General features: G+C 57.5%; 21 protein-coding genes. 11 read left to right on the forward strand and 10 right to left on the reverse strand.

Annotation, left to right across the window (positions count from 1 at the left end; all coding sequences use genetic code 11):
* The 8 genes from M0Q23_05965 to M0Q23_06000 all read right to left on the reverse strand — a co-directional run.
* Positions 1–210, reverse strand: a 210-nt coding sequence (locus M0Q23_05965; GenBank protein ID MCK9528181.1) for a ribonuclease PH, incomplete at its 3' end; no start/stop codon positions are given.
* 30 nt (positions 211–240) lie between these two features.
* Complete coding sequence (locus M0Q23_05970) at positions 241–948, reverse strand: N-acetylmuramoyl-L-alanine amidase (protein MCK9528182.1); 708 nt, start codon at positions 946–948, stop codon at positions 241–243.
* Positions 949–1,170: 222 nt separating this feature from the next.
* Positions 1,171–3,357 carry a bifunctional (p)ppGpp synthetase/guanosine-3',5'-bis(diphosphate) 3'-pyrophosphohydrolase gene (locus M0Q23_05975; protein MCK9528183.1) on the reverse strand — a complete coding sequence of 729 codons (2,187 nt, stop codon included), beginning with the start codon at positions 3,355–3,357 and terminating at the stop codon, positions 1,171–1,173.
* A gap of 8 nt (positions 3,358–3,365) precedes the next feature.
* Positions 3,366–5,102, reverse strand: a complete 1,737-nt coding sequence (locus M0Q23_05980; GenBank protein ID MCK9528184.1) for a proline--tRNA ligase — start codon at positions 5,100–5,102, stop codon at positions 3,366–3,368.
* Positions 5,102–6,214 (reverse strand): flavodoxin-dependent (E)-4-hydroxy-3-methylbut-2-enyl-diphosphate synthase, encoded by a 1,113-nt coding sequence (ispG, locus tag M0Q23_05985; protein ID MCK9528185.1) that lies wholly within the window; start codon positions 6,212–6,214, stop codon positions 5,102–5,104. Before ispG ends, M0Q23_05980 begins: the two co-directional genes overlap by 1 nt.
* Positions 6,215–6,285: 71 nt before the next feature.
* A complete protein-coding gene (locus M0Q23_05990; GenBank protein MCK9528186.1) occupies positions 6,286–7,683 on the reverse strand; it encodes a glycosyltransferase family 2 protein in 1,398 nt (465 codons plus the stop codon).
* Entirely contained in the window at positions 7,668–8,639 is a 972-nt protein-coding gene (locus tag M0Q23_05995) for a tRNA (adenosine(37)-N6)-dimethylallyltransferase MiaA (protein MCK9528187.1), read from the reverse strand. The genes M0Q23_05990 and M0Q23_05995 overlap by 16 nt, the downstream gene beginning before the upstream one ends.
* A 46-nt stretch (positions 8,640–8,685) precedes the next feature.
* Positions 8,686–9,930, reverse strand: a complete 1,245-nt coding sequence (locus M0Q23_06000; protein ID MCK9528188.1) for a DUF1015 family protein — start codon at positions 9,928–9,930, stop codon at positions 8,686–8,688.
* A 200-nt stretch (positions 9,931–10,130) separates the two neighbouring features.
* Between M0Q23_06000 and M0Q23_06005 the strand changes: the two genes are divergently transcribed.
* Positions 10,131–10,628: an alpha/beta hydrolase gene (locus M0Q23_06005; protein ID MCK9528189.1), complete on the forward strand. Its 498-nt coding sequence runs from the start codon at positions 10,131–10,133 to the stop codon at positions 10,626–10,628.
* Positions 10,629–10,641: 13 nt separating this feature from the next.
* Entirely contained in the window at positions 10,642–11,091 is a 450-nt protein-coding gene (locus M0Q23_06010; protein MCK9528190.1) for a 4Fe-4S binding protein, read from the forward strand.
* 10 nt (positions 11,092–11,101) lie between these two features.
* Here the strand turns inward: M0Q23_06010 and M0Q23_06015 are convergent, their stop codons facing one another.
* A complete protein-coding gene (locus M0Q23_06015; protein MCK9528191.1) occupies positions 11,102–11,440 on the reverse strand; it encodes a hypothetical protein in 339 nt (112 codons plus the stop codon).
* 165 nt (positions 11,441–11,605) lie between these two features.
* On the opposite strand from M0Q23_06015, the gene M0Q23_06020 reads away from it, so the two are divergent.
* From M0Q23_06020 to M0Q23_06030, 3 genes are all read left to right on the forward strand, one after another.
* Entirely contained in the window at positions 11,606–13,357 is a 1,752-nt protein-coding gene (locus M0Q23_06020) for an aldehyde ferredoxin oxidoreductase family protein (GenBank protein MCK9528192.1), read from the forward strand.
* The gene (locus tag M0Q23_06025) at positions 13,345–14,511 is read left to right on the forward strand and encodes a class II aldolase/adducin family protein (GenBank protein MCK9528193.1); all 1,167 of its coding nucleotides are present in this window, start codon (positions 13,345–13,347) and stop codon (positions 14,509–14,511) included. Before M0Q23_06020 ends, M0Q23_06025 begins: the two co-directional genes overlap by 13 nt.
* 92 nt (positions 14,512–14,603) lie before the next feature.
* Positions 14,604–15,416 carry a M48 family metallopeptidase gene (locus tag M0Q23_06030; protein ID MCK9528194.1) on the forward strand — a complete coding sequence of 271 codons (813 nt, stop codon included), beginning with the start codon at positions 14,604–14,606 and terminating at the stop codon, positions 15,414–15,416.
* A 30-nt stretch (positions 15,417–15,446) separates the two neighbouring features.
* Here the strand turns inward: M0Q23_06030 and M0Q23_06035 are convergent, their stop codons facing one another.
* Positions 15,447–15,770, reverse strand: coding sequence for a cupin domain-containing protein (locus M0Q23_06035; protein ID MCK9528195.1), 324 nt, complete (start codon positions 15,768–15,770; stop codon positions 15,447–15,449).
* Positions 15,771–16,089: 319 nt separating this feature from the next.
* On the opposite strand from M0Q23_06035, the gene M0Q23_06040 reads away from it, so the two are divergent.
* The 6 genes from M0Q23_06040 (at position 16,090) to M0Q23_06065 (ending at position 22,883) form a co-directional block, all read left to right on the forward strand.
* Positions 16,090–18,681 (forward strand): YdbH domain-containing protein, encoded by a 2,592-nt coding sequence (locus tag M0Q23_06040; GenBank protein MCK9528196.1) that lies wholly within the window; start codon positions 16,090–16,092, stop codon positions 18,679–18,681.
* Positions 18,682–18,751: 70 nt separating this feature from the next.
* Entirely contained in the window at positions 18,752–18,979 is a 228-nt protein-coding gene (locus tag M0Q23_06045) for a hypothetical protein (protein MCK9528197.1), read from the forward strand.
* Between the two features lie 38 nt (positions 18,980–19,017).
* Positions 19,018–19,413 (forward strand): YdbL family protein, encoded by a 396-nt coding sequence (locus tag M0Q23_06050; GenBank protein MCK9528198.1) that lies wholly within the window; start codon positions 19,018–19,020, stop codon positions 19,411–19,413.
* A gap of 338 nt (positions 19,414–19,751) precedes the next feature.
* On the forward strand, positions 19,752–21,074 hold the full coding sequence (gene mtaB, locus M0Q23_06055) for a tRNA (N(6)-L-threonylcarbamoyladenosine(37)-C(2))-methylthiotransferase MtaB (protein MCK9528199.1): 1,323 nt from the start codon (positions 19,752–19,754) through the stop codon (positions 21,072–21,074).
* Positions 21,067–21,795 carry a ribonuclease III gene (gene rnc, locus M0Q23_06060; GenBank protein MCK9528200.1) on the forward strand — a complete coding sequence of 243 codons (729 nt, stop codon included), beginning with the start codon at positions 21,067–21,069 and terminating at the stop codon, positions 21,793–21,795. The genes mtaB and rnc overlap by 8 nt, the downstream gene beginning before the upstream one ends.
* On the forward strand, positions 21,792–22,883 hold the full coding sequence (locus M0Q23_06065; GenBank protein MCK9528201.1) for a radical SAM protein: 1,092 nt from the start codon (positions 21,792–21,794) through the stop codon (positions 22,881–22,883). The genes rnc and M0Q23_06065 overlap by 4 nt, the downstream gene beginning before the upstream one ends.
* Positions 22,884–22,944 lie beyond the last annotated feature (61 nt).

A 22,944-nucleotide genomic window follows, 5' to 3' on the forward strand; every position in this document is an offset into this window, starting at 1 on the left:
CGATGGAAGCATCGAATACTCCGCCGTCAGCCACCCGCCGCCGGAATTTCTTAGAAAATCAGGCACACGATCTTCCAGTGAGGCCGCGCAGATAACCCGCGTACCGCCCATCTCGATGAGCGCCGATCCGGGATTGTTTGAAAGGAAACCCGGCGTTATCTTCAAAGATCGCAGCTGGTCGGCCTGCCGTGTATCGCGACGTTCAATCATGAAAAACTCGCAAGAAGTCGAAAAACATCTTCATGAGGGCGGCACTCCAAAATAGAGCCGTATGCTTTCGGCTATCATTTTTGCCGCATCTTCCTGGATATGATTTTCGAGCAGCCCGTCCCTATTCTTAAAATTCGTTGAAAAACCGAGCTCAATGAGAACTCCGGCCATGGAAATATTGTTCAATATGGCCACCGGTGCGGGTCGCACGCCCCTGCCCTCCCGTGGGAAAACCCGTCCCAGTTCGCGGTCCAGAATATTGGAAAAACGGATGCTGTTGTTGAGGAACGTGATTTCGAGCATTTCGTCGATGACCTTCCCCGGATCGGGTTCCTTCCGGGGATAGCTCTTCGAAGCGGGTACGTAGATCTCGTATCCCGATGCCCGTGTACTGAATCCGGCGTTCACATGGAGGCTGATCAGCAGATCGGCGTCGGCCGATCGAATGGCGTCCTTTCTGGCGTTAAGAGAAAGATTCCTGTCGTCCGGCCTGGTCAGCATCACGGCAATGGCATCGTTGGGCGACATTATGGCTTTCACCGATTTCGCGATTGCCAGGGTAACGTCTTTTTCGACGGCACTTCTGGAAAGTTGAACTCCTCTGTCGTCGCCTCCATGGCCGGCGTCGATGACGACGGTGAACTTCGCCGCTTCAGCGGAAGAGGGAACAAGCGCCGGAAGGCATGCCGTCATCAGCACCAAAATTGTCAGTAGCACATATCTCTTAATGGTTTTCATGGCTTGTAACCCTTGAGGGCGTCGTAAAATGGTACCGGAGGCATGACCTCCGGCATTATAGCCGGATGCTTGGAGGTTTTTTACAAAGCCGTCCCCCACAGGGCGTTTTGCGGCCTTTTACGAGTTCGCCGATCCTTGTCCCTGAAGGCGGATTCCTGATGGTGCATGCTTGTATAGAAAAAAAAGCTCCTTGTCAACAGACCATGGAACCTTTTCCTCAGGTTATCTTCCCCGCTGCTGCTTCACAAAGGGTTCACGCTGCCGTTCCACCGAAAGAACGCTGGGAAGCCTGTTCAGCTCCGACTCCAGTTTTTTGAACTGCGCGAGGTCGTTCACGTTCAGCTGGAAATCGAAATCGGCCCGCTGGTCGGGGTAGGTTGTGAGGTCGGCATAACTGATGTTGATCCCCAGGGATGATATGACGCCGCTGAGTTCCGCGAGAAGTCCCTTCTTGTCGGTACAGAACACGCGGATGTTGACGGGATAGGTCCGGCCTTTCTGGACTTCCCAGTTCACTTCGATTATCCGCTCGGAATCCATCTCCTCGACCTTCGGGCAATTGGCCAGGTGAACGCTGACCCCTCTCCCGCGGGTTATGTACCCCACGATGTCGTCGCCGGGCAGAGGATTGCAGCAGTGGGCGAAACGAACCATGATATCGTCGATGCCCCGCACCGATATGCCTGCGGTTGACATTTTCTTCGATTGTTTTTTCAGTTTGCCCGGAATCCCGGCTTCTTCAGTTTCTTCGTCACGATCTCTTGGCTCCGTCCCGTAGACCTGGTTGAGGACATAATGGGCCGATATTTTACCGTATCCTATGAGGGCCAGCAGGTCATCGAGAGAGACCAGCGACTGCTCTTCCAGGTGTTTCTTGAAAGACTTCTCCTTTACCAGGCGGTTCATGGAAATTGAGCGCTTCTTCAGCTCCCGGTCGAGGATATCCCTTCCCAACGTTATACTGCGCTCTCGTTCCTCGGTCTTGATCCACTGCTTGATCCGTGAAACGGCCCGGGATGTGACGGTGTACTTGAGCCAGTCTTTGCTGGGTTTCTGCCCCGGATGGGTCATGATTTCGACAGTATCGCCGTTCTTGAGCTGGTACTTCAGGGGGACGATGTTCCTGTTGACCTTCGCTCCCACACAGGTGTTTCCCACATCGGTGTGGATGCTGTAGGCAAAGTCGATGGGAGTCGCCCCCTTGGGAAAGGACTTCACATCTCCCCGGGGAGTGAATATGTAAACTTCATCGGGGTAGAGGGCCAGCTTGAGGTTGCGCATGAACTCCCGGGCATCCTTGAAGTCCTTCTGGCTCTCCAGCAGCTCCCGTAACTGCTGTATCTGCCGGTCATCCTCAAGTGAGGCTCCCCCGCCTTCCTTGTAGCGCCAGTGAGCGGCGATCCCATTTTCCGCCCAATCGTCCATCTCGCCGGTTCGTATCTGTATCTCCAGGCGTTCTCCATAGGGTCCGATTACGGTAGTGTGCAGGGAACGGTAGTTATTGGCTTTCGGCATGGCGACATAGTCCTTGAACCGTCCGGGAACGGGCTTCCAGAGGGAATGGACAACGCTGAGGGCCTCGTAACACTCTCTTTCCCTGTTTGAATCCAGTATGATTCTGAATGCCGTGAGATCGTAGACTTCATCAAAATTCAGGTGCTGTTCGTGCATTTTCATATAAATACTGTAGAAATGCTTCGCCCTGCCTTTGACGATTCCTCTCAGGCCGAATTCCTGAATTTTCTCCTGAATGATGCTCCTGATCTCCTCCGTGTACTTTTCCCGCTCATCCTTCTTCATCGCCACCCGGTCGATAAGTTCGTGGTAGCCCTCCGGGTGGAGATACTTGAATGCCAGGTCCTCGAGTTCTGTTTTTATCCAGTTAATGCCCAGGCGACCGGCAAGGGGCGCATAGACCTCCACCGTCTCCCTGGAAATGAAGATCTTTCGGGCGGGCTGGTGAAAGTCGAGGGTCCGCATATTGTGGAGACGATCGGCCAGACGGACCAGGAGAATCCTGATATCCGAAGACATGGCCAGGATCATCTTTCGAAAATACTCCGCCTGCTGTTCAAGGCGGCTGGCAAAGACAATCTTGCTGATCTTCGTGAGGCCGTCCACCAGAAAGGCCACCTCTTTGCCGAAGGAAGCCTCTATCTGGTCGAGGGTTGTCAGGGTGTCCTCCACGGTATCGTGGAGCAGGCCGGTGATGATGGTCGCCACGTCGAGCTTCATGGAAACCAGTATCCAGGTCACTTCGAGGGGATGGGTCAGGTAGGGCTCACCTGACAGGCGCACCTGTCCCTGATGGACCGTCGCGGAGAAGATGTATGCCTTCTCTATCATCTCCACTTCGCCCTGAGACATGTATTTCTGGGCTTCTTCCAGTATGTCGGTGATTCGAACCATACGATGAATCAGGCTTCATGTTTCAGCGAGGCCCCGAGTTCCCCGGCGACCATGCCGCCTACAACGTCCGTCGCATCGGCACAGGCAACGAGGCTTACATCGCCCGTGGCCCGCCTCCTCACTTCCACCAATCCCTCCGCCATGCGTTTCGCGCCGATGGTAATCCGCAGGGGAATGCCCAGAAGATCGGCATCCTTGAACTTGACACCAGCCCGCTCGTCCCGGTCATCATAGAGAACATCCAGGCCCCGCTCCCGGAGCTTTCCGTAGATCTCTTCCGCAGCCCGGGAGAGGATATCATCGGCCATGTTGACGGGCGTGATGATAACCTGGAAAGGAGCGATGGCCATGGGCCAGATGATGCCGTCAGCGTCATGGCTCTGTTCGATGACCGCCGCCGCTGTCCGGGCGACGCCGATTCCGTAGCATCCCATAATAATGAATTTTTCCTTGCCGTCCCTGTCAAGAAAGGTGGCATTCATGGCCGTGCTGTATTTGGTTCCCAGTTTAAAGACATGGCCCACTTCTATTCCCCGGGCGAAACGAATCTCGCCGCCGCACCTGGGGCAGGCGTCTCCTTCGGTAATCATGCGCAGATCGGCGAAGGAGGCAACGGTGATGTCCCTGCCGAAATTACAGTGCTTCAGGTGATAGTTTTCGCGGTTCGCGCCGACAACAAAGTTTTTCATGGGTGCCAGTGAATAATCGGCGTAGATGGGACACTTGATGCCGAGAGGTCCGGCAAATCCCCGGGGAGACCCCGTGACCGCCTGTATTTCGTCGTCCGGTGCCATCTCCAGGATTTCCGCGCCAAGAACGTTGCGAACCTTGGTTTCATTCACTTCCCTGTCGCCGCGCACGAGAACGGCTACGGTCCTGCCGTCGGCAACGTATATGAGCGTCTTGACGATATCCCGCGGTTCCACGCCGATAAACTCCGACACCTCTTCGATGGTCCTGATGTCCGGCGTGTACACTTCTTCCAGGGACAGAAACTCCGATTTCACCGGAACTGGTTCCGGGGGCTTCACTGTCTCCGCTTTTTCGATGTTTGCCGCATAGGTGCAGGAAGCGCAGTAGACCATTCCATCCTCGCCGGAGGGCGCGCTGACCAGGAATTCGTGAGAATAGCTTCCGCCTATAGCGCCGCTGTCGGCTTCGACAGCCCTGAAGGTGAGACCACAGCGTTTGAATATGCGTTCATAGGCATTGTACATTTTTTTGTAGGACAGGGCGGCCCCCTGTTCATCGACATCGAAGCTGTATGCATCTTTCATGCTGAACTCACGGCTTCTCATGACACCGAAACGGGGTCTGATTTCGTCCCTGAATTTTGTCTGTATCTGGTAAAGATTCAACGGAAGCTGGCGGTAGGTCTGTATTTCGCTGCGAACGATATCGGTGACCACCTCTTCATGGGTGGGCCCGATGCAGTAGTCCCGGTTGTGCCGATCCCGAAGCCTCAGGAGTTCCTTCCCATAGTGCTGCCATCGTCCCGATTCGAGCCAGAGTTCCGCCGGCTGAACGGCGGGCATGAACAGTTCCTGGGCTCCGGCGGAGTCCATCTCTTCGCGGATGATGGCCTCGATTTTTTTGATGGTCCGGTAACCCAGGGGAAGGAAGGAATAAATTCCGCCGGCCAGCTTCCGTATCATCCCCGCCCGCAGCATGAGCTGGTGGCTCATCACCTCCGCGTCCGAGGGAATTTCCTTGATTGTCGGTAACAGCATTTCAGAGTAGCGCATTATCTCTCCTGTGTCCTATGGTTTCCTGCGGGGCCTGCGGGAGGACGGGGCTCTTCCGTGACCATCCGTCGAATCTCTTCCATGAGAGCATCGACGAAATGCTCTTCCGCCACCTTCTTCACCATGGTGCCCTTCTTGAAAAGAACGCCGGAACGCCGGCCTCCGGCTATGCCGATATCGGCTTCCGCCGCCTCCCCGGGACCGTTCACCACACATCCCATGAGGGCGATTTTGAGATATTCCTTCATTCCCGAGAGCCTGGCCTCCACCTCCGCCACAAGGGCGGGAAGGTCTATCTCGCACCGCCCGCAGGTAGGACACGAAATGATGTCAGGCCCCCGCTTTCTGATATCCAGAGCCCTCAGAATGCCCCAGGCAACGGGCATCTCCTGCAGTGGATCACCCGTTATGGAAACACGGATCGTGTCACCGATACCTTCGCTGAGCAACACACCCAGCCCGATGGATGATTTTACGGCCGAACTCACCAGCCCCCCCGCCTCCGTCACACCCAGGTGGAGAGGGTAGTCTGTTTTCCCCGCTATCCCCCGACAGGCGGCGATCATGGTGCCGACGTCGGAGGATTTGAGAGACAGCTTGAGGGCCCCGAAACCCCTGTCTTCAAAAAAGGCAATGGTCCGCAGGGCGCTTTCAACGAGAGCATCCGCCGTGGGGCCGCCGTGTTTCTCGAGGATGTCTTTTTGCAGGGAGCCCGCATTGATGCCGATGCGAATCACCACATTTTTCCGGCGAGCCGCTTCAATAACGGAAGCAAGGTGTTCCCTTCCCATCGTGCCGGGATTGATCCTTATGGCGTCTGCGCCACCCTCGATGGCGCGGAGGGCGAGACGGTGATCGAAATGTATATCAGCGATGAGGGGAACCGGTGACTGCTTTCTGATGTCCGGCAAGGCATCCGCAGCTTTGCCGTCGGGGACGGCAAGGCGTACGATTTCGCATCCCGCCTCCTCGAGTCTGGCGATTTGATCCACTGTTTCGAGGATGTTGCTCGTGTTCGTGGATGTCATGGACTGGACAACGACGGGGGCATCTCCGCCCACCTGCACCGCACCGATGAAAACAGGCTTTGTTGTACGTCTCTTTACTGTCATCAGGCACTTCGCATCATTACACTTACCGTATCCAATATGCTATAGCACGAATGAGAAAGGGTCGGCAATGGTTAATTCCCCGCGGACGGGGTGCCGTCGAGCGGCCCCGGGACAGGCGGCCGGGAAGAGCGGCCGGACGCGGTTGCGGTGCAAAGAGACGGGCATGTCAGCTCTTCGAGAATGAGCCGGCGGGAGGTTCTGTCCGGCATCGGTGGAAGGAACCCGCTCAACGTCGAAACGTTTCTCCCGCTCACGGCGATGATTCTTCTCAGCGCCTCGTAGAGCGGTAGAGGCTTGAAGGCCTGAACGCTCATGTACCTGATCATCTTATAGGTCTTGAGAGCGTCAAACCATCCCGAGTACTGTTTTTCCGTTACGCCTTTCCTCCCGGCATTTTCGAGCAGCCGGGGCCACACCCTGTGAAATCCTTCCCTGCGCAGAAAATCCGGAAGCAGGACGTGAATGTGGCGCGCCCGTTCCAGAATTGTCCCGGTATCGGAAGCCGCCTGCTCTCCGAGACAGGCTATCCAGTCCTTCAAAATCCGGAACACTTCAGGGTCCCAGGCGGTCCCGAGACGTCCTCCGTGAGACGCGTATCGGGAAATCGTCCGTCCCGTGCCGAATGGAACACGCTGAGATCTCCTGGCCGAAGGATAGACCCGGGTGTTGGTTACCAGACCGATGGCACCGATCTTCGTGACCTTGTTGAGGAAGTGAAAATCTTCCCCCGCCTCACGCCTGCTCATGCCCCGCACGGCCGCGTATCCGCCGGCGGTGACGGCAATGGTTGAGCCGATGGCATGCCAGGCGTAGGGCGAACAGGCATATTCCAGTCCAAGCCGGTAGTATCGTATGAATGTTTCATACAGACAAATCGCATCATCATCCTCGTCATTCTCCCCAGGCTGGTGAAGAAATTCCACGGCCGCCGCCGTGAGATTTCGTGTTTCAAAGTTTTTCCGCACCGCTGAAATCCAGTTGTTCTCGACGATGGTGTCAGCGTCAAGGCAGAGAAGTATGCTCGGCGAGACACTCCGGTGATCGAACAGTTCAAGGGCCCGGTCCATGCCGATTTTCCGGGCCAGGCCGACACCGCCACCTCCCACAGGAAGTTCCCTGCCCGGCGACGAGGCATCGACATAGCCGATTGATAGGCCGCCGGCGGCCCCGGGATGCGTCTTTTCCATCACCAGGCGCCGCAGGACGGCAAGGGTTTTTTCGTTGTCTTTCCGGTCACGGGGCCTGGCGATACCGGGAAGACCGTTATTGACGACGCAGATCACCATGGTTTCAGCCAGGCTCCGCGCGTCATTTTGCGCAATGCTCTCCAGAGTTCTGAAAAGATGGGCCGACTCGGCAAGGACGGGAATCACGACGGCCGCGCGGACTGTCGTGGGCTGTGCCCCTGAAAGGCTCCATCGGCAGTCACAGCCGTACCTGCTCAAGTACGTGTTTATTCCCTCCGCCATAGGCTGTGGCCCCCCTGGGCATCGACCAGGCTTCTCAGGCTATCGAAGTCACCCCGGTCTATCCAGTGAATTACGGTACCCCTCCGTTCCATCCGCCGGAACCAGGTCTCCTGCCGTTTGGCAAACTGACCGATGCGGATGGCGAGAATTTCGATCATTTTTTCCCGCGAGAGTTCCCCCCGAAGGTGTCGGGCGATGTATCGATATTCAAGACCGAAAGAGTCAAGACGCTGCCAGCTCAGCCCCGCGGCGTGCAGGTCCCTGACTTCGTCTATCATCCCCTTCTCTATGCGCTCCAGCAGACGTCTCCGGATCAGGTCCCGTAACCGGCTTCGTTCCACTCGTATGCCGATCACGCACGGAATGACGCAGGGCTTCGGGGCTCGGTCGGCCTCGGCTGACTCCCTGCGTTTTTCCTCGATAATGATGGCCCGGGCGAGCCTGGTCGCATCTAGGACATCGGTTGTATTGTGGGGCGTTCCTCTGAGCTCAAGATACCGTCGTCTCAGGCTCCGGAGATCCCGGTCCGGAAGCTCATCGAGACGCTTCAGCCCCTCTGAATCAAAGGCGGCGGGAAGATCGTAGCCTTTCGTCACAGCCTCGATATACAGGCCCGTTCCTCCCACCATAAGGGGGAAGGCCCCGCGGTTTTTGATGTCCGAGAAAACCCGGTAGAATGCCTGCTGAAATTCGAAAAGGTTGAATTCATGGTGAGGATCAACGATGTCGATCATATGACAGTGAACCGGTGTGCCTCCCCCGGTGAACTGCTCCAGGTCCTTTCCTGTCCCGAGATCCATGCCGCAGTAAACCTGCCGGGAATCGGCCGAGATGATTTCAACGGTCGTTCCGTGCAGGGCCTCGATGTGCCGGGCGAGCCTGACGGCCAGAGCTGTTTTGCCCGACGCCGTCGGTCCCAGAAGAACCATGAGGTTGAAGGGAGGTTCGTCATACATGACAGGCAGAGTCCATCGCTGTGAGGGGACCCGTACTCTTCAGAGCCTAATCCAGCAGGTGAACAAAGAGGCCGCTTTTCAGCTTCGGCTCGAACCAGGTTGACTTCGGCGGCATGATCTGTCCCTTGTCGGACACAGCCATGAGCGAGTCCATATCCGTCGGGTAGAGTGAAAAAGCGACTGCGTAGAGGTCCGCGTCGACAAGGCGCTCCAGTTCTCCGGTTCCTCTGATGCCGCCGACAAAATCGATCCGTTCGTCACCCCTCATATCGGTTACGCCCAGTATGGGGGCAATCAACCGGTCCTGCAGAACGGACACGTCGAGAGAGGACACAATGTCATTATTCCCGCACCCTTCACCTGTCGGGGACAGGCGGAACCACTGTCCTCCCAGATACATGCCGAAGACACCCCGCTCCGGAGCGGGGGCGTTTCTCTCCAGCGGTTCCAGCAGAAACCGGTCGGACAGACGGTCGAGAAATGCCTCTTTCCCCATGCCCGCGAGATCGCGGACGACGCGGTTGTAGGGAAGAATGCGCAACTGTCTGTGGGAAAACAAGACCGCCATGATGCGGTTGTATTCTTCCGCTCCTGTGTGGGCCGGATTCGCCTGCCTCCGGATTTCGGCCACGCGGTTTGCCGCTGCCGCCCGATGGTGGCCGTCGGCTATGTACAAAGAATCGATTTTCTCGAAGGCATCGGCGATACGGTCCATGGTTCGTGCGTCCCGCACAATCCACGCGGAGTGGAAGGTCCGGTCATCGGCCCGGAAGGCATACTCGGGCTGTTGCCGGGACGTGATCCCGTCAATGATGGAGTCAACAGAGCCGTTGTCGCGGTATGCAAGAAATACCGGTCCCGTCTGCGCGTTCAGCCGGTCGATGTGCCGGGTCCGGTCTGTTTCCTTATCCGACCTGGTAAGCTCATGGCGCTTGATTCTTCCGGAACGGTAGTCTTCGGATTCAAAGCAGGCCACGATGCCGGTCTGGACATGGCTGTCCGCCTGCTGGCGGTACAGGTAGAAACAGGGAGTCTCATCCTGTATCATGACGCCCTCCCGCACCATCGCCTGCAGCGCATCACAGGCGGACTGGTACACCCGGGGGTCGGGCGGGTCTATGGCATCGGGAAGATTGATCTCAGACCTCTCAATCTTGAGAAAGCTGAGGGGGTTCGCCCCCGCGATGAGCCGGGCCTCTTCACGGCTCATAACATCATAGGCATCGGAAGCCACTCCGGAGGCACGGTCCGGTACCGGTCTCAACGCTCTGAAAGGCCACAACGTGGTCATGGGATTCTCCGTCTCAGTGAATAACGATAGGGCATTCATCTAGCACATGTGTCACTGAAAGATCAATCTCATTGCCGTCCGGCGCCGATGGCTGACACAGTGATTTCTTGCAATATGCCATCGGCAATAGTAAAAGGTTCTCCGGGGAGCGTCCCCTCCCCCTGATGATCAGCGGGACAAAAGCCACAAGGACGAAGAAAATGATGAACGAAGACGGCCTGACACGGGTGTTTATTCACGGACTTGAAAGTTCAGGCGGCGGAACGAAAGGGGTATTCTTCAAGGAACGATACCCCGGCATGATTATCCGGGATTACAGGGGAAGTCTCGAGGAGAGAATGGGCGCGCTTCGGTCTCTCCTTGCGGGGAAAAAGGGTCTGGTACTGGTGGGTTCCAGCTATGGCGGTCTCATGGCTGCCCTGTATGCTTGCGCAAACCCCCAGGCGATCCACAAGCTGATTCTGCTTGCGCCGGCACTCGCCCTGGATGAGTTCAGGGAACAGTGCCGCGGGCCTCTGGACTTCCCCGTGGTGGTGTATCACGGAAGCAATGACGACGTGGTCCTCATCGAGCCTGTTCGGAAGATCGCCGCGGACCGGTTCAGGAATCTCGAATACAATGTGATCGACGATGACCATTCCTTAAGAAGCCGGTTCAAACTACTGGATTGGGACCGTCTCTTGTGCTATGAAGATTAACCAGGAAGGTCAAATGGTTAGGTCGGGAGAGGAACAGCATTCCGTGGAAGAACACTATTCTCAGAAGATCGTCATCCGCTACACGGCCGACATTGTCGACAAGCCGCTGGTGTGCCGTCTTGCCAGAGATTTCGATCTCGATTTTAACATTCTCCATGCCCGGGTCCTGCCCAAACGGGAGGGCGTCCTGGCCCTGGATCTCTCCGGCAAGAAGGATGACTTTTACCGGGGCATTGCCTTCCTGAAAGAATCAGGACTCAAGGTTGAACTGCTTTCAAAGAGTGTAACCCACAATGAGGAGCGCTGTGTCCACTGTGGGGCCTGCCGGGCGTTCTGTTCCACCGGTGCCCTTCACCAGGATCCGGTTTCCATGAAAACTCTTTTTGATCCGGCCAAATGCAGTGGCTGTTCCGTCTGCGTCAAGGCCTGCCCTGCCCGGGCCATGGTCATCAATCTTATCTGAACATCTGTTGTTACTCGCCATGGGAACCGGACAGCAACTCTTTTCCCTTCTCGATCATCCGTTCCACCATCCCGGTGACGCCCTTCCCCCTGTCAAGCGCTTCACGTCCTTTATCGAACACATCGCCGCTTCGTTCACGAATCTCCGAAATATTGGTTTTTACACGGTCTGGAAATTCCTCCGGGGCCCTGTAATAGGAATACCCCATGAGGATGACAAACACGGCAAGGGAGATAAGGGCGTATTTCAGGATCTTCTTCATCAGAAAATAGAGGACGACGATCGCCGAGAGAACGATGAGTCCCGCGATGACGGGGTTGTCTGCGAGATATCGCGTCAGGGCTTCCACGGGCGGACTCCTTCTCCAGGCCGACAGTACTCGGATACGGGAGAATGTATATCAAAGGAACCGCGATTACAAGCATATCTGATAGAAACGGTGCCGCCTTGAAAAAAAAGCGCCCGTGCATTACAAGCTGAAGTGTATTCTTCAGGAAACAGGAACGGACACGATATGCCGGGCTGGCGCGGCGCCATTCTGAACATCGACCTGTCATCGAGGGCAGTTTCTCGGGAAGTTCCCGATGCCGAGCTGTTGCAGCACTGCATCGGCGGTCGCGGCCTCGCGGGATTTTTCCTGGAAGACCGGTGTACCCTTCCCTGGGATGATCCCGCCATGCCGATTCTTCTATTCACCGGTCCCCTGGTCGATACGCCATCCCCCACATCAGGACGGATGACGATCATGTCGCGGTCTCCCCTCACGGGGACCATGGCTGACGCTTCGGTGGGAGGCTCCCTGGGAACCATGATCAAGAGGGCCGGCTGGGACGGCATCATTATTACCGGTAAGGGTAACGACCTCACAGGAATTGAGATCGATAACGGTGAGGTGACCTTCACCGACGCGGGACACCTGGCGGGCCTCGCCACGGGAGATATCACCGCCCGGCTGCGTCACAGGGGTTCGGTTCTTGCCTTGGGACCCGCCGCTGAAAAAGGCGTTCGTTTCGCCAGTGCAATCATCGATGGCCATTACGCGGCTGGTCGGAACGGCATCGGCCTGTGCTTTGCCGCCAAGAACATCAAATACATCACCGTTAGAGGAGAAAGCCGCACGGACATCCATGACCGGGCCGAGTTGAAACGCGCCTGTGAGGACATCCATCGCCTTGTTGCCGCCTCGCCGGCCCTTATGGGCGAGTTGGGAATAGGCTCTTTCGGGACGCCCGCGCTCTACGATCTCATGCACGCCCGGGCCATAATGCCCACGAACAATTTTACCGAGACATTCTTCCCTCCGGCCCCGGAGCTGAACGCCTTTGCCGTCAGGAACGCCTATTCTCCCCGCACAGCGGCCTGCCGGGGATGCCATATCGGATGTAAAAAGGTGTCCTCCCGCGGCGAGGCCCTGCCGGAGTTCGAAACACTTTCGCATTTCAGCGCTCTTCTGGGCAACAGCGACCTGGCTTCGGTCGTTGAGGCAAACCGTCTCTGCAACGAACTGGGCATGGACACCATATCCACGGCGGCTACCCTGGCCTGTTACGCCGAGATTGAAGACCGGAAACTCGCCCCTGAGGATATTCTGGGCCTTGTTCGTGATATCGGTACCGGCCGCGGAATCGGCGCAGAACTGAGCAGCGGTTCGAAACGCTATGCCTCTCGAAAGGGCAGACCCGAATCCTCCATGTCCGTGAAGATGCAGGAACTGCCCGCCTATGACCCCCGGGGGGCCGTCGGTATGGCCCTCGCCTATGCGGTATCGACCCGGGGAGGCTGCCACCTGCGGGCCTACCCTGTGGCTCATGAGATTCTTCGTAAACCGGTGGCAACGGACCGTTTCAGCTTCAGCGGCAAGGCCCGCGTCATAAAACTGTCGGAAGACCAAAACGCCGCCGTCGATTCCCTCACGGCCTGTCGTTTTGTGTTCTTCAGCGCCACACTTGTGGAATATTCCCGGGCATTCAGGGCGGTGACAGGCCTGGATCTGACCGCGCAGGACCTGCTGACTGCGGGAGAACGGATATGCTACCGGGAACGTATCATGAACGCCCGCAACGGCTTTACCGTCGAGGATGACGATCTTCCGGAAAGATTTTTCCGCGAGCAGGGATCCCCCGTCAGGGACATAACCATCCCTCCCCTGGACCGTCAGGCCTTTCTTCAGGCCCGCTCGAACTACTATATCATCCGCGGCCTTGACGAGTCGGGATTGCCCACAGCCAAAAAAGCGGGGGAGTTGGGACTCTCATGGAAGCAATGATTCGAAAATACGAGCGCAAGCTCGTTACCCGGGGGCTCTCTCATGAAGGAGAACCGATCCTGGGCGCCATGGACGCCGAACTTGTCTGGAACAGGGAGGACGGCACGAGCACCGTCCTGGAGAAGCTGTTCCGGGAACTCGGCATCACCGCCCTGCTTTTTTCGATGCCCCGGGAACCCTGGAGGACAATCATCGACTATCTCTGCGAAACCTCCGGCAACGCCATCTACCCGGAAGACTCCGAAACACGGACGTTTCTCCATGATATTCCCCTGGCCGGCAGCTTCAGTGATGCCGACCTGGTTCCCCTTTTGAAAGGGAGAAACTGTGCCATCGTCCCCGGCTGGGGCATCGTCACCACGGGTACCGTCAGCCCGGAACAGGCCTTCGTGACGTTCAGTTCCGTCTGTTTCGCCTGCTTCGTTACATTCTTTTCTGAAATGCTCTCCATGCGGCGTCGCGGAAGGCTGACGAAGAAAGCCCTGAGGGCACTGAACTCAGTCGCGGGTATGGCCGGCGACCCCGGCCCGGTCGACGACGGTACCGAGAAGCTGGCCACGGGACCTTTCGCCACCCCACAGGACGCCTGCAGGGCGCTGGAAGAAGCCGGTCGAACCGTTGTTTCCCATGACCTCGTCGATTCCTGTTTCGGCAACCTGTCCTACCGCCTGGGTGATGTGCTCTACATAAGCCAGACAGGGAGTTCCCTCGATGAGTTGCAGGGCTGCATCGATCCCTGTCCCCTGGACGGGTCATCCTGTGCCGGGTTGACCGCATCGAGCGAACTGTCGCTCCACCTGGAGATCGTCCGATCTACGAAGATGAAGGCAATCCTCCACGGTCATCCCCGCTTCTCGGTCATTATTTCAATGGATTGCGCCGTCGATGACTGCGACTTCCGCGGAGACTGTCACCGGAGATGCCCCCGGGAGCGTTTCTTCGGCGATATTCCCATCCTTCCCGGTGAGGTGGGACGGGGGCCCTTCGGCATCGACAAGACTGTGCCGGCGGCCCTGATACGCCATGGAGCCACCCTTGTCTACGGACATGGAACCTTCACGACGGGCATGGACGATTTTAACGAGGCTTTCCAGCGCATGCTCAGTCTGGAAGAGGAGTGCCGCGCTGAATATTTCCGGCGTCTTGACCGCTGAGCCGGGCGCGGTCCCTCCCGCTCTTGCGGTAATGATCCTCTTGGTGTATGAACTGCGACAGGGCGGACACCATGAAGGAAACAACGGATACAATGAAAAAAAATCTTTTTCGGCTTCTCGTGTTCGCGGCTGTTCTCCTGGTGGCGTGCGCCTGTGCCACCGTGCCCGTCACGGGGCGCAAGCAGCTCAGCCTGGTTCCCGCCACGACGATGCTCTCCATGAGCAGGCAGCAGTACGGCGCCTTTCTGCAGGAAAGCACGGTGAGTACCGATGCAGAAAAGACCGCCGTGGTACGGGAGGTGGGAGGGAACATACAACGGGCGGTTGAGCGCTATCACACGCAACGGGGAATGTCGCGGGAATTGAGCAATTATGATTGGGAATTCAACCTCATAGAAAGCGATGACATCAACGCCTGGGCAATGCCCGGCGGCAAGATAGCCGTGTACACGGGCATGCTTCCCGTTGCTGGAGATGAAAACGGACTTGCCGTTGTCATCGGCCATGAAATCGGTCATGCCGTAGCAGGTCACGGGGGGGAGCGGATGAGCCACCTCCTGATGGTCCAGATGGGCGGCATGGCCCTGTCCGCAGCCCTTGCCGACCACCCTCGGGCGACACAGGAACTCTGGATGATGGCCTTCGGCCTCGGCGCCCAGATCGGCTTTATTCTTCCCTACAGCCGACTGCAGGAACGGGAAGCCGATCGCCTGGGACTCATTTTCATGGCCATGGCAGGCTATGATCCGGCCCAGGCTCTCACGTTCTGGGAACGGCTATCCGCCGAAAAAAAGGGGACGGCTCCGCCGGTTTTCTTGAGCACCCATCCGACAGACGAACAGCGCGTACGAACCATCAGATCACTTCTGCCCGAGGCCCGCCGTTACTACGAAGAACGCCGCTGACCGGTGCAGGGCCGCCCTCCCCCGCGCCTCTTAGAACAGATAGTCTTCCCGGACCGGGGAAAAGACTTCGACCACAACGGAGTCTTCCATGACTTCAGCGGCATGTTCACAGTCTGCCGTGATGCACCAGCTATCCCCCGGTTCGGCGTCGAAAATCCCATCCTCGAGTATAAACCGCATTCCTCCTGAAACCAGGTACCCGATCTGTTCGTACACGTGGCGATGGGACGGGATGCGGGAACCCTTTTTCAACCTGAACTCACCCAGCAGCATCGCGTTGCCGTGAGTCATCGGTTTCAGTTCGATTCCCGGAAGCATCTCCCGGTACCCCTTCCGGCTGCCTCTGGTAAACATAATACACCTCACTGGCGTTTCTCCGGTTGTTTGATATATCCGATGCATTCAGCTATGATGCCCACATAATTCCGGACCGGATTACCCCGTGGGCATCATTCCCATACACCATGCCCAGTGGGGGGCGCAACGTAAAATGTCCCGCCCCGGCCCCGGTGTGGAGGAGCGCAGCATCCATGGCTCTTCATGATATTCGGTTGCCCCGTCAGGGGGAAGTCTCCGGTCACGACGGGATCACAGGCACCTCATACCGGAGCCTGCCGCCGTGTGCCGGCCTGCGGGCATTCGGCTTGTAATGACGGATGATGTGGAGCGGACAGTGAACGAAGACAACCGCGACAGGGCTCCATCCTTTGCGTTTCCCCGTCGATTCACAGGCATCCTCTTCTGTCTTGTTGCCGTCCTGTCCATCGTTCTCCTGGCGCTCACCTGGGGAGCGCCGATTCTTGCCGAATCAGTGCTGATCCGCTACATGGAGCGAGCGGGGATAGAAAACCCCGAAGTGCGGGTGGAGTCCATTTCGCCGCGGGGTATCGTCATGAGCGGGCTGAAAGCGCAGAACGGACGCATCAGCCTCGATTTTCTGGCGATCCGTTTTTCTCCCTCAGGCCTCATGAAAGGCACCGTTGACCGGATTCTGGCAAGCGGCCTCACCTGGCGGATAACGGTACGCGACGACGGTGCCGATGCGGCTTTTCCACCCTCCGGCAAAGGTCTTCCGTCGGCGGCAGGGCCTGTGGCCCTTCCGTTCGGCTTTCTCGAAATCACTTCATCAGCGGTCGTCATCGACTTCGGGGGATGGTCCCTGAATGTACCCTTTTCAGGCCGTCTTGAATCGCGCTCCCGGGACGGAATGATGATGACCGCCCTGTGCGAACCCCTGGGAATTCCTTTCACCATCCACGGCCGGGGCAATCTTGAAACGGGGGAGGCGCGTTTTGGAATCAGGGTCTCCAACCGGACCGGGAAAGCAGTGACCGTACCGCCGGCGGGTCAAAGCGGCCCTTCCCTGTCGGGCTTGCTGGACATCAGGGCTGACTGGCACCGGGAAGCCGGGTCGTCCGGACTGGGTACCGTCTCGGCCACCGCCCTGGTGAAAGGGCTGACACTCGATACGTCCGCTCTGCGGGTACGCCTGGACGAGGGATTCATCGCGGCCGGGTCTGACATCGATGAAAACCTGGCGCTCACAAATCTTGAAGGCGGAGTGAGCCTCGAGGGACTGCGCTTCATGGAATGGGAATTGCCCTTCCTCACCCTGACCCAGGATGGCGGCGGAACCCGCACACATCTTTCGGCGCGCCTTGAAAAACCTCTCCGGGCGGTGATCACCGCCGAAAGCAACCATTCACCGCCGGCGAGCCTCCTGAATAAAAAGGCTCCCATGGGAGGGCACGTTGATTGGGTCCTCGAGGGGACGATACCCGAAGAACTGGTTCTTTTCCATTCAAACGGCATGGTTTCCACAGACGGCGACATTTCCTTTCATGCCCGGGGCGATATCCATTCGAAACCGGCTCCGTGGCCCCGGGTCGAGGTTGACATCACCACCACGGCGGTATCGAAAAACCCCCTCCGGTTGCGCATGGGTGACAAAAGCATTCATTTCGGCCAGGCCTCCCTGGAGGGCCGGGCGACCCTGGGAGGGGACGGTCTTGAGGGTTTCTCAGCCCTTATCGGCCTTGAGGGGGGAACGTTGGACATTCCGTCGATTCCTGTCCGAATAGGAGGTATTTCGCTGCGTGTTCCCCTCGCGATGGGAGAGGAACCTCCCCAGCCCGGACACTTTACACTCGGTCAGGTCAGCTTCGCCGGGATCGACCGGCCGGGCCCGGCGGGGCAGATCGCTCTGTACGACGGGAAACTGCGCCTGGATGGTTCCTGGCTCCTTCTTTCTCCTTCCCCCCTTATTTTCAGCACCGACCTTGCCGTGGAGGGAGGAACGCTCGCGGGAAGCTTTACGGGCAGCATGGACTGGTGCGACCTGCCCGATCAAAAAGACCTGTCCCATCTGGTACCGGGACTGGGCGATGTGGACATCACGGGTCAGGTCCGTGGGGAATTCCTCCTGGACCTCCCGGACCCGCACGTGAAGCCCCGTCTGAAATTATCGCTGAGGAACCTGAATATTCGCAGCCGTTCAAAGGATCTTACTGTGGAAGGCCTGGCCGGAACCGTGACATTCACAAGTCTGGACCCCTTGAACACACCAGGAAACCAGGTATGTACCGTCGACAGGCTGCGCCTCGGGGCCTTTGATCTGGAACAGGGTTCCCTTGCCTTCAGGGTCGAGAACCGTGACCGTCTTTTTCTTGAGCGATCTGCCTGGAACATCCCGCAGGGCGGCTCCATCGCCCTGCGGGCGGCACGGGTCGATCTTGAAAGCAAGCGGTTAAATCTGGAGGTTCTGCTTGAAGACATCGACATCATAGCCCTGCTCTCCCGACTGACGGAGGGAAAGGTTGCCGGAAGCGGCCTGATCTACGGAAGGCTTCCCCTGACCTATGAAAGGGGACGGCTCACATTCGAGCGGGGGTATGTTTATTCCGTACCCGGCACGGGGCGGGTGGGTATCCACGATGAGCAGTGGCTGCGGACAATCATGTTCCACATCAATGAGGCCATGGCCGGTCACCCCCATCTTTCCCTGGTTGCCCGGCGCATGGAAGAGGCGCTGAAGGACTTTGAGTACACCTATCTTACGATGGACCTCAAAAAGAAGGGGCAGGAAACGGCCGCGCGCATTGAGGTGCGGGGTAAAGGAATGACGGGCGATCCGCCCCAGGAAATCGGCAGTCTCGTTCTGAACGTAAATGATCTTGACGAGATTATCAACAGGGTCCTCGGTTTTACCCTGAGCAGCCGGGAATCAGTCGACCGGACACTGGAAGAATTGCTTGACTTTCGATAAAAGGGCGAAATAATGAAGCCTGACCAGGTTGGGCAGACCAACATCAACCACCTTCACTACAGGAGAGGCAATGAGGATAATCCCGGCACTGCTGATAGCGGCAATGGCCTTGGCGCCATTGGCCTGCACGAGGCATCACGTAACGGCTGACACCACCCACCGCGTTGAAATCGCCCCTATTTTTGTCACCGTGGACATTAATCTCAAGGTGCAGCGGGCCCTTGATGAAGCCCTCAGTTTTCAGGGCGGACTGGATGATATTTTTACCCGGGAAGAACTTGAAATGCTGAAACAATGACAATTGTTTAACGTTAAGACACGAAAGGTATGTCCCGAATGAAAAGAATTGTGCTTCTCACCCTGTTGTTTGTCTTGGCCCTCATGGTATCCCTGGTGCCGGCCCCGCAGGCCCAAAACAGGGACAGCATCGTCAATTCCATGAAAGGTAGATACCCCGCGTTGCTGGAGGCCAAAAACAATGGTTTTATCGGTGAGGCCTGGAACGGTCTCGTCGGCGTGGTCAACCCCGCTGCCCCGGCCGGCGCAAAGGCCGCCGCCGAGGGAGAAAACAGTGACCGCGTAGCTCTCTTCCGCATCATTGCCGCGGAGACATCGACTCCGCTCGAGGAAGTAGCCCTGCAGAATCGCATACGGATGTACCGCCTGGCCGAAGACAACCACTTTCTGCAGGATCAGAACCGCCAGTGGGTGCAAAAGAAAGACCTCAAATAGGCCCGGCCGTTTAGCCTCTCAAATCACCGGCCCGAAAAGGCTTGCGGCCTGAGCTTGTCCGGGGACGCCTCCGGAAGGACTTTCCCTGCGAAAAGCATTTTTCTCCTCTTCCCCCGGAGACCGGAAGGCTCTCTTCGGATTCCCGAAGGCGGGAACCCCGTTCTCCCGATAGAGACGCGGCATCTTCCCGACTCCTGCTTGTTCACCCCCTGTCCGGTCACCTTGTACTCCGCCGTCGGCCCGGTTGAAATATCCATTTTCGGCATTTTAATTGACAAACATCCGGGACAAGGGTTAGGAATCCACGCTATGACACGGTATGAAAAACCGACAGAGAGATGGGACGCGTAATGAGAATCGCCCTGGCAACCCTGGGCTGCAAGGTCAATCACTATGAATCGGCGGGAATAGCCGAAAAACTGTCAGGATCAGGCCACGAAATCGTTCCCTTTACGGGTCAGGCGGACATCTACATCGTCAATACCTGTTCGGTGACACAGAAAACGGATTACCAGTCGCGGCAACTCGTTCGACGGGCCCACCGTCTCAATCCGTCGGCCTCTATCGTGGTGACGGGCTGTTATGCCCAGGTCGCCCCGGAAACCTTCAGGGGGCTTGACGGCGTGACCCTCGTGGCGGGAACGGCCATGAAAGACGCCCTTCCGTCGCTGCTCACGTCCGAACGATTGCCGGCGGGAACGATCGTTGTAACGGACATGAAGGACCACCAGCCTTTCTCATGTCTTCCGCTGTCGCGGATTCCAGGCCAGACCAGGGGCTACGTCAAGATTCAGGACGGTTGCAATGCCGACTGCAGCTACTGTATCATTCCCAGGGCGCGTGGCCCCAGCAGGAGCAGGAAGGAAACCGGCGTTATCGAAGAAATCAGGCGTTTTGTCGACTCGGGCTACCGGGAGATCGTTCTCACGGGCATACACCTCGGTCATTACGGTCATGACCTGGCGGAAGCGACGACCCTGGCGAGACTGGTGCGCCGCATCGAAAATGAAACATCGATTGAAAGAATCCGTCTCAGTTCAATAGAACCGAAGGATGTAACAAACGATCTTCTGGCGCTTTTTCGCCGTTCCAGCCGCCTCTGCCGGCACCTTCACATTCCCCTCCAGAGCGGTCACGACCGCATCCTGTCACTGATGAGCCGGAACTACACTACGGCAGACTACAGGGATCTCCTTTCGAAGATTTTCGACGCTTCTCCCGAAGCGGCCGTGGGCATTGATATAATGACAGGATTCCCCGGCGAAGGAGAGAAGGAGTTTGAGGCCACCCTCGAGTTTGTCGCATCCCTGCCTGCCGCCTATTTTCACGTATTCCCCTGGTCGTCGCGGCCGGGGACGAAAGCGGCCGGAATGGGGAGCCACCTGAAGGAATCCGTCAAGAAAGAACGCGCTCGTATTCTGCGTGAACTGGGACTGAAAAAAAGAGAGGAGTACGGGCGGCGTTTCCTGGGCAGGGAGGTTTCCGTTCTCGTGGAGAGTGGACGTCATGACGGAACAGGCCTGCTGCGAGGGTTTTCCGACACCTATATACCGGTTCTTGTGATGGATGGTACATCATCGATAATCAATACTATCGTCATGGTAACTCTGGAGTCCCAACGGGGAACCATGCTCACGGGAAGGGTGGCCCGTCATGCCTGAAGTGCCTAAAGAGCCCCTGACCGTTCTGGAACGGTGCATCGGCTACAGGTTCAGGGACATCTCTCTCCTGAAAAGCGCTCTGACTCACCGCTCCTATGTCAATGAGAACCAGGGCTCCGGACGTATTGATGACAATGAGCGTCAGGAATTCCTGGGCGACGCCGTGCTGCAGCTCGCAGTCAGCGAACTGCTCTACAGCCGTTTCCCAAACTTCAGCGAAGGCATGCTGACAAAGGTTCGGGCATCCCTGGTAACCGATCAGGCACTGTCACGGCTGGCTGTCTCTTACGGAATCGGTGATTTTCTTCTGCTGGGCCGGGGAGAGGAGGCCTCCGGCGGACGGGAAAAGGAATCCCTCCTGGCGAACGCCCTGGAAGCTGTTATGGCCGCGATCTTTGGTGACGGCGGTTACGAAGCCGCTCAAAAGTTCATTAAGAAGACCTTTGAACCCCTGCTGGACGACCTGGAAAACGAGAGGCTTTACCACGACTACAAGTCCCGCCTTCAGGAACTGTCCCACGAATTGTTTCAATCCATACCATCCTACCGGATCCGCGGAACCCGGGGACCGGACCACGACAAAACCTTTGAGGTGGAAGTAGACATCGAGAGGACTGTCAGGGCCGCCGGCTCCGGAAAGAGCAAGAAAGAGGCCGAACAGCAGGCCGCCCGTCGGGCTCTCGACGTTATCCTGGCGCGGAACGATGGTGAATCACCATGAAACGCCTCATCATTCCAATTTTCATCATGAATCGCGGCTGTCCAAACCGGTGTATTTTCTGCAATGAGAGCATCACCGCCGGAAATTATACGCCGGACATCACCGTCGACTCCTTTACACGGACCGTGGAGGCCTGTCTTGCAACGGCAAAAGACCGCTACCAGAAAAGACAGATCGCCTTCTACGGGGGCAATTTTACCGGTCTTGGCCGGGATGAGCAGGAAGAACTGCTGGGTTTCACCCTCCCCTACATTGAAACAGGAAAGATTCATTCGTTGCGCCTGTCCACGCGGCCCGACCACCTGGATAACGGCACCCTGCGGTATCTTTTTTCCCGGCAGGTACGAACCATTGAAGTCGGCGTGCAATCTTTCGACGACGAGGTTCTTGCGCGATCGAACCGCGGCCATACCGGCGAGGACGCCCGACGGGCCGTGGGACTTCTCGCGCGGGAGGGATTTGAGACAGGTGTCCATCTGATGGCAGGTCTTCCCGGAGACACGGCGGAAGGTTTCATCCGGACCGTTGAACAAACCATTGACCTGTCTCCCCGGACGGTCCGGATCCACCCCACCATCGTCTTCCGGGATACCGCCCTGGCCCGTCTTTACGGGGAGGGTCGGTATCGGCCGCTATCGCTCGATGAGGCCGTCAATCTCTGTGCTGTCGCCCTGGCGCGCTTCACCGCCGCCCGGATTCCCGTCATCCGGATCGGTCTCCAGGTAACTGAAGAAATGCTTCAGGAAAATGCTGTCCTCGCCGGTCCCTTTCACCCCTCCCTGCGCTCGCTGGTAGACGCGACTGTCTTCAAGAATCTTGCCCTCCTGCTCCTCAACCGGGTTCCGTCGAAGGCGGGCGAGCTTCGATTCTTCCTGTCGCCGTCGGACACTTCGCGGTTTCGGGGACCGCGCAACAGCACCGTTGATTATCTCAATCATCACCTGGGAAGGTCCCGTCTGTCGATTCTCGAGGACAACCACCTTGCCCCGGGCAGTCTGAGGCTGGTCGCCGGAACCTTCAACGAGACCCTTTCCGTCGCCTCCCGCGGTGATGAGCTTGCCGAAATGATTCAACAATCGATTTGCTGATGTCAAAACAGGCATATTCTGATAGGACTATCAGTCGACGGGGCGCCATGAGCGCTCCGCG

Source organism: Syntrophales bacterium (genome assembly GCA_023228425.1).
Classification (GTDB): Bacteria; Desulfobacterota; Syntrophia; order Syntrophales; family UBA2210; genus MLS-D.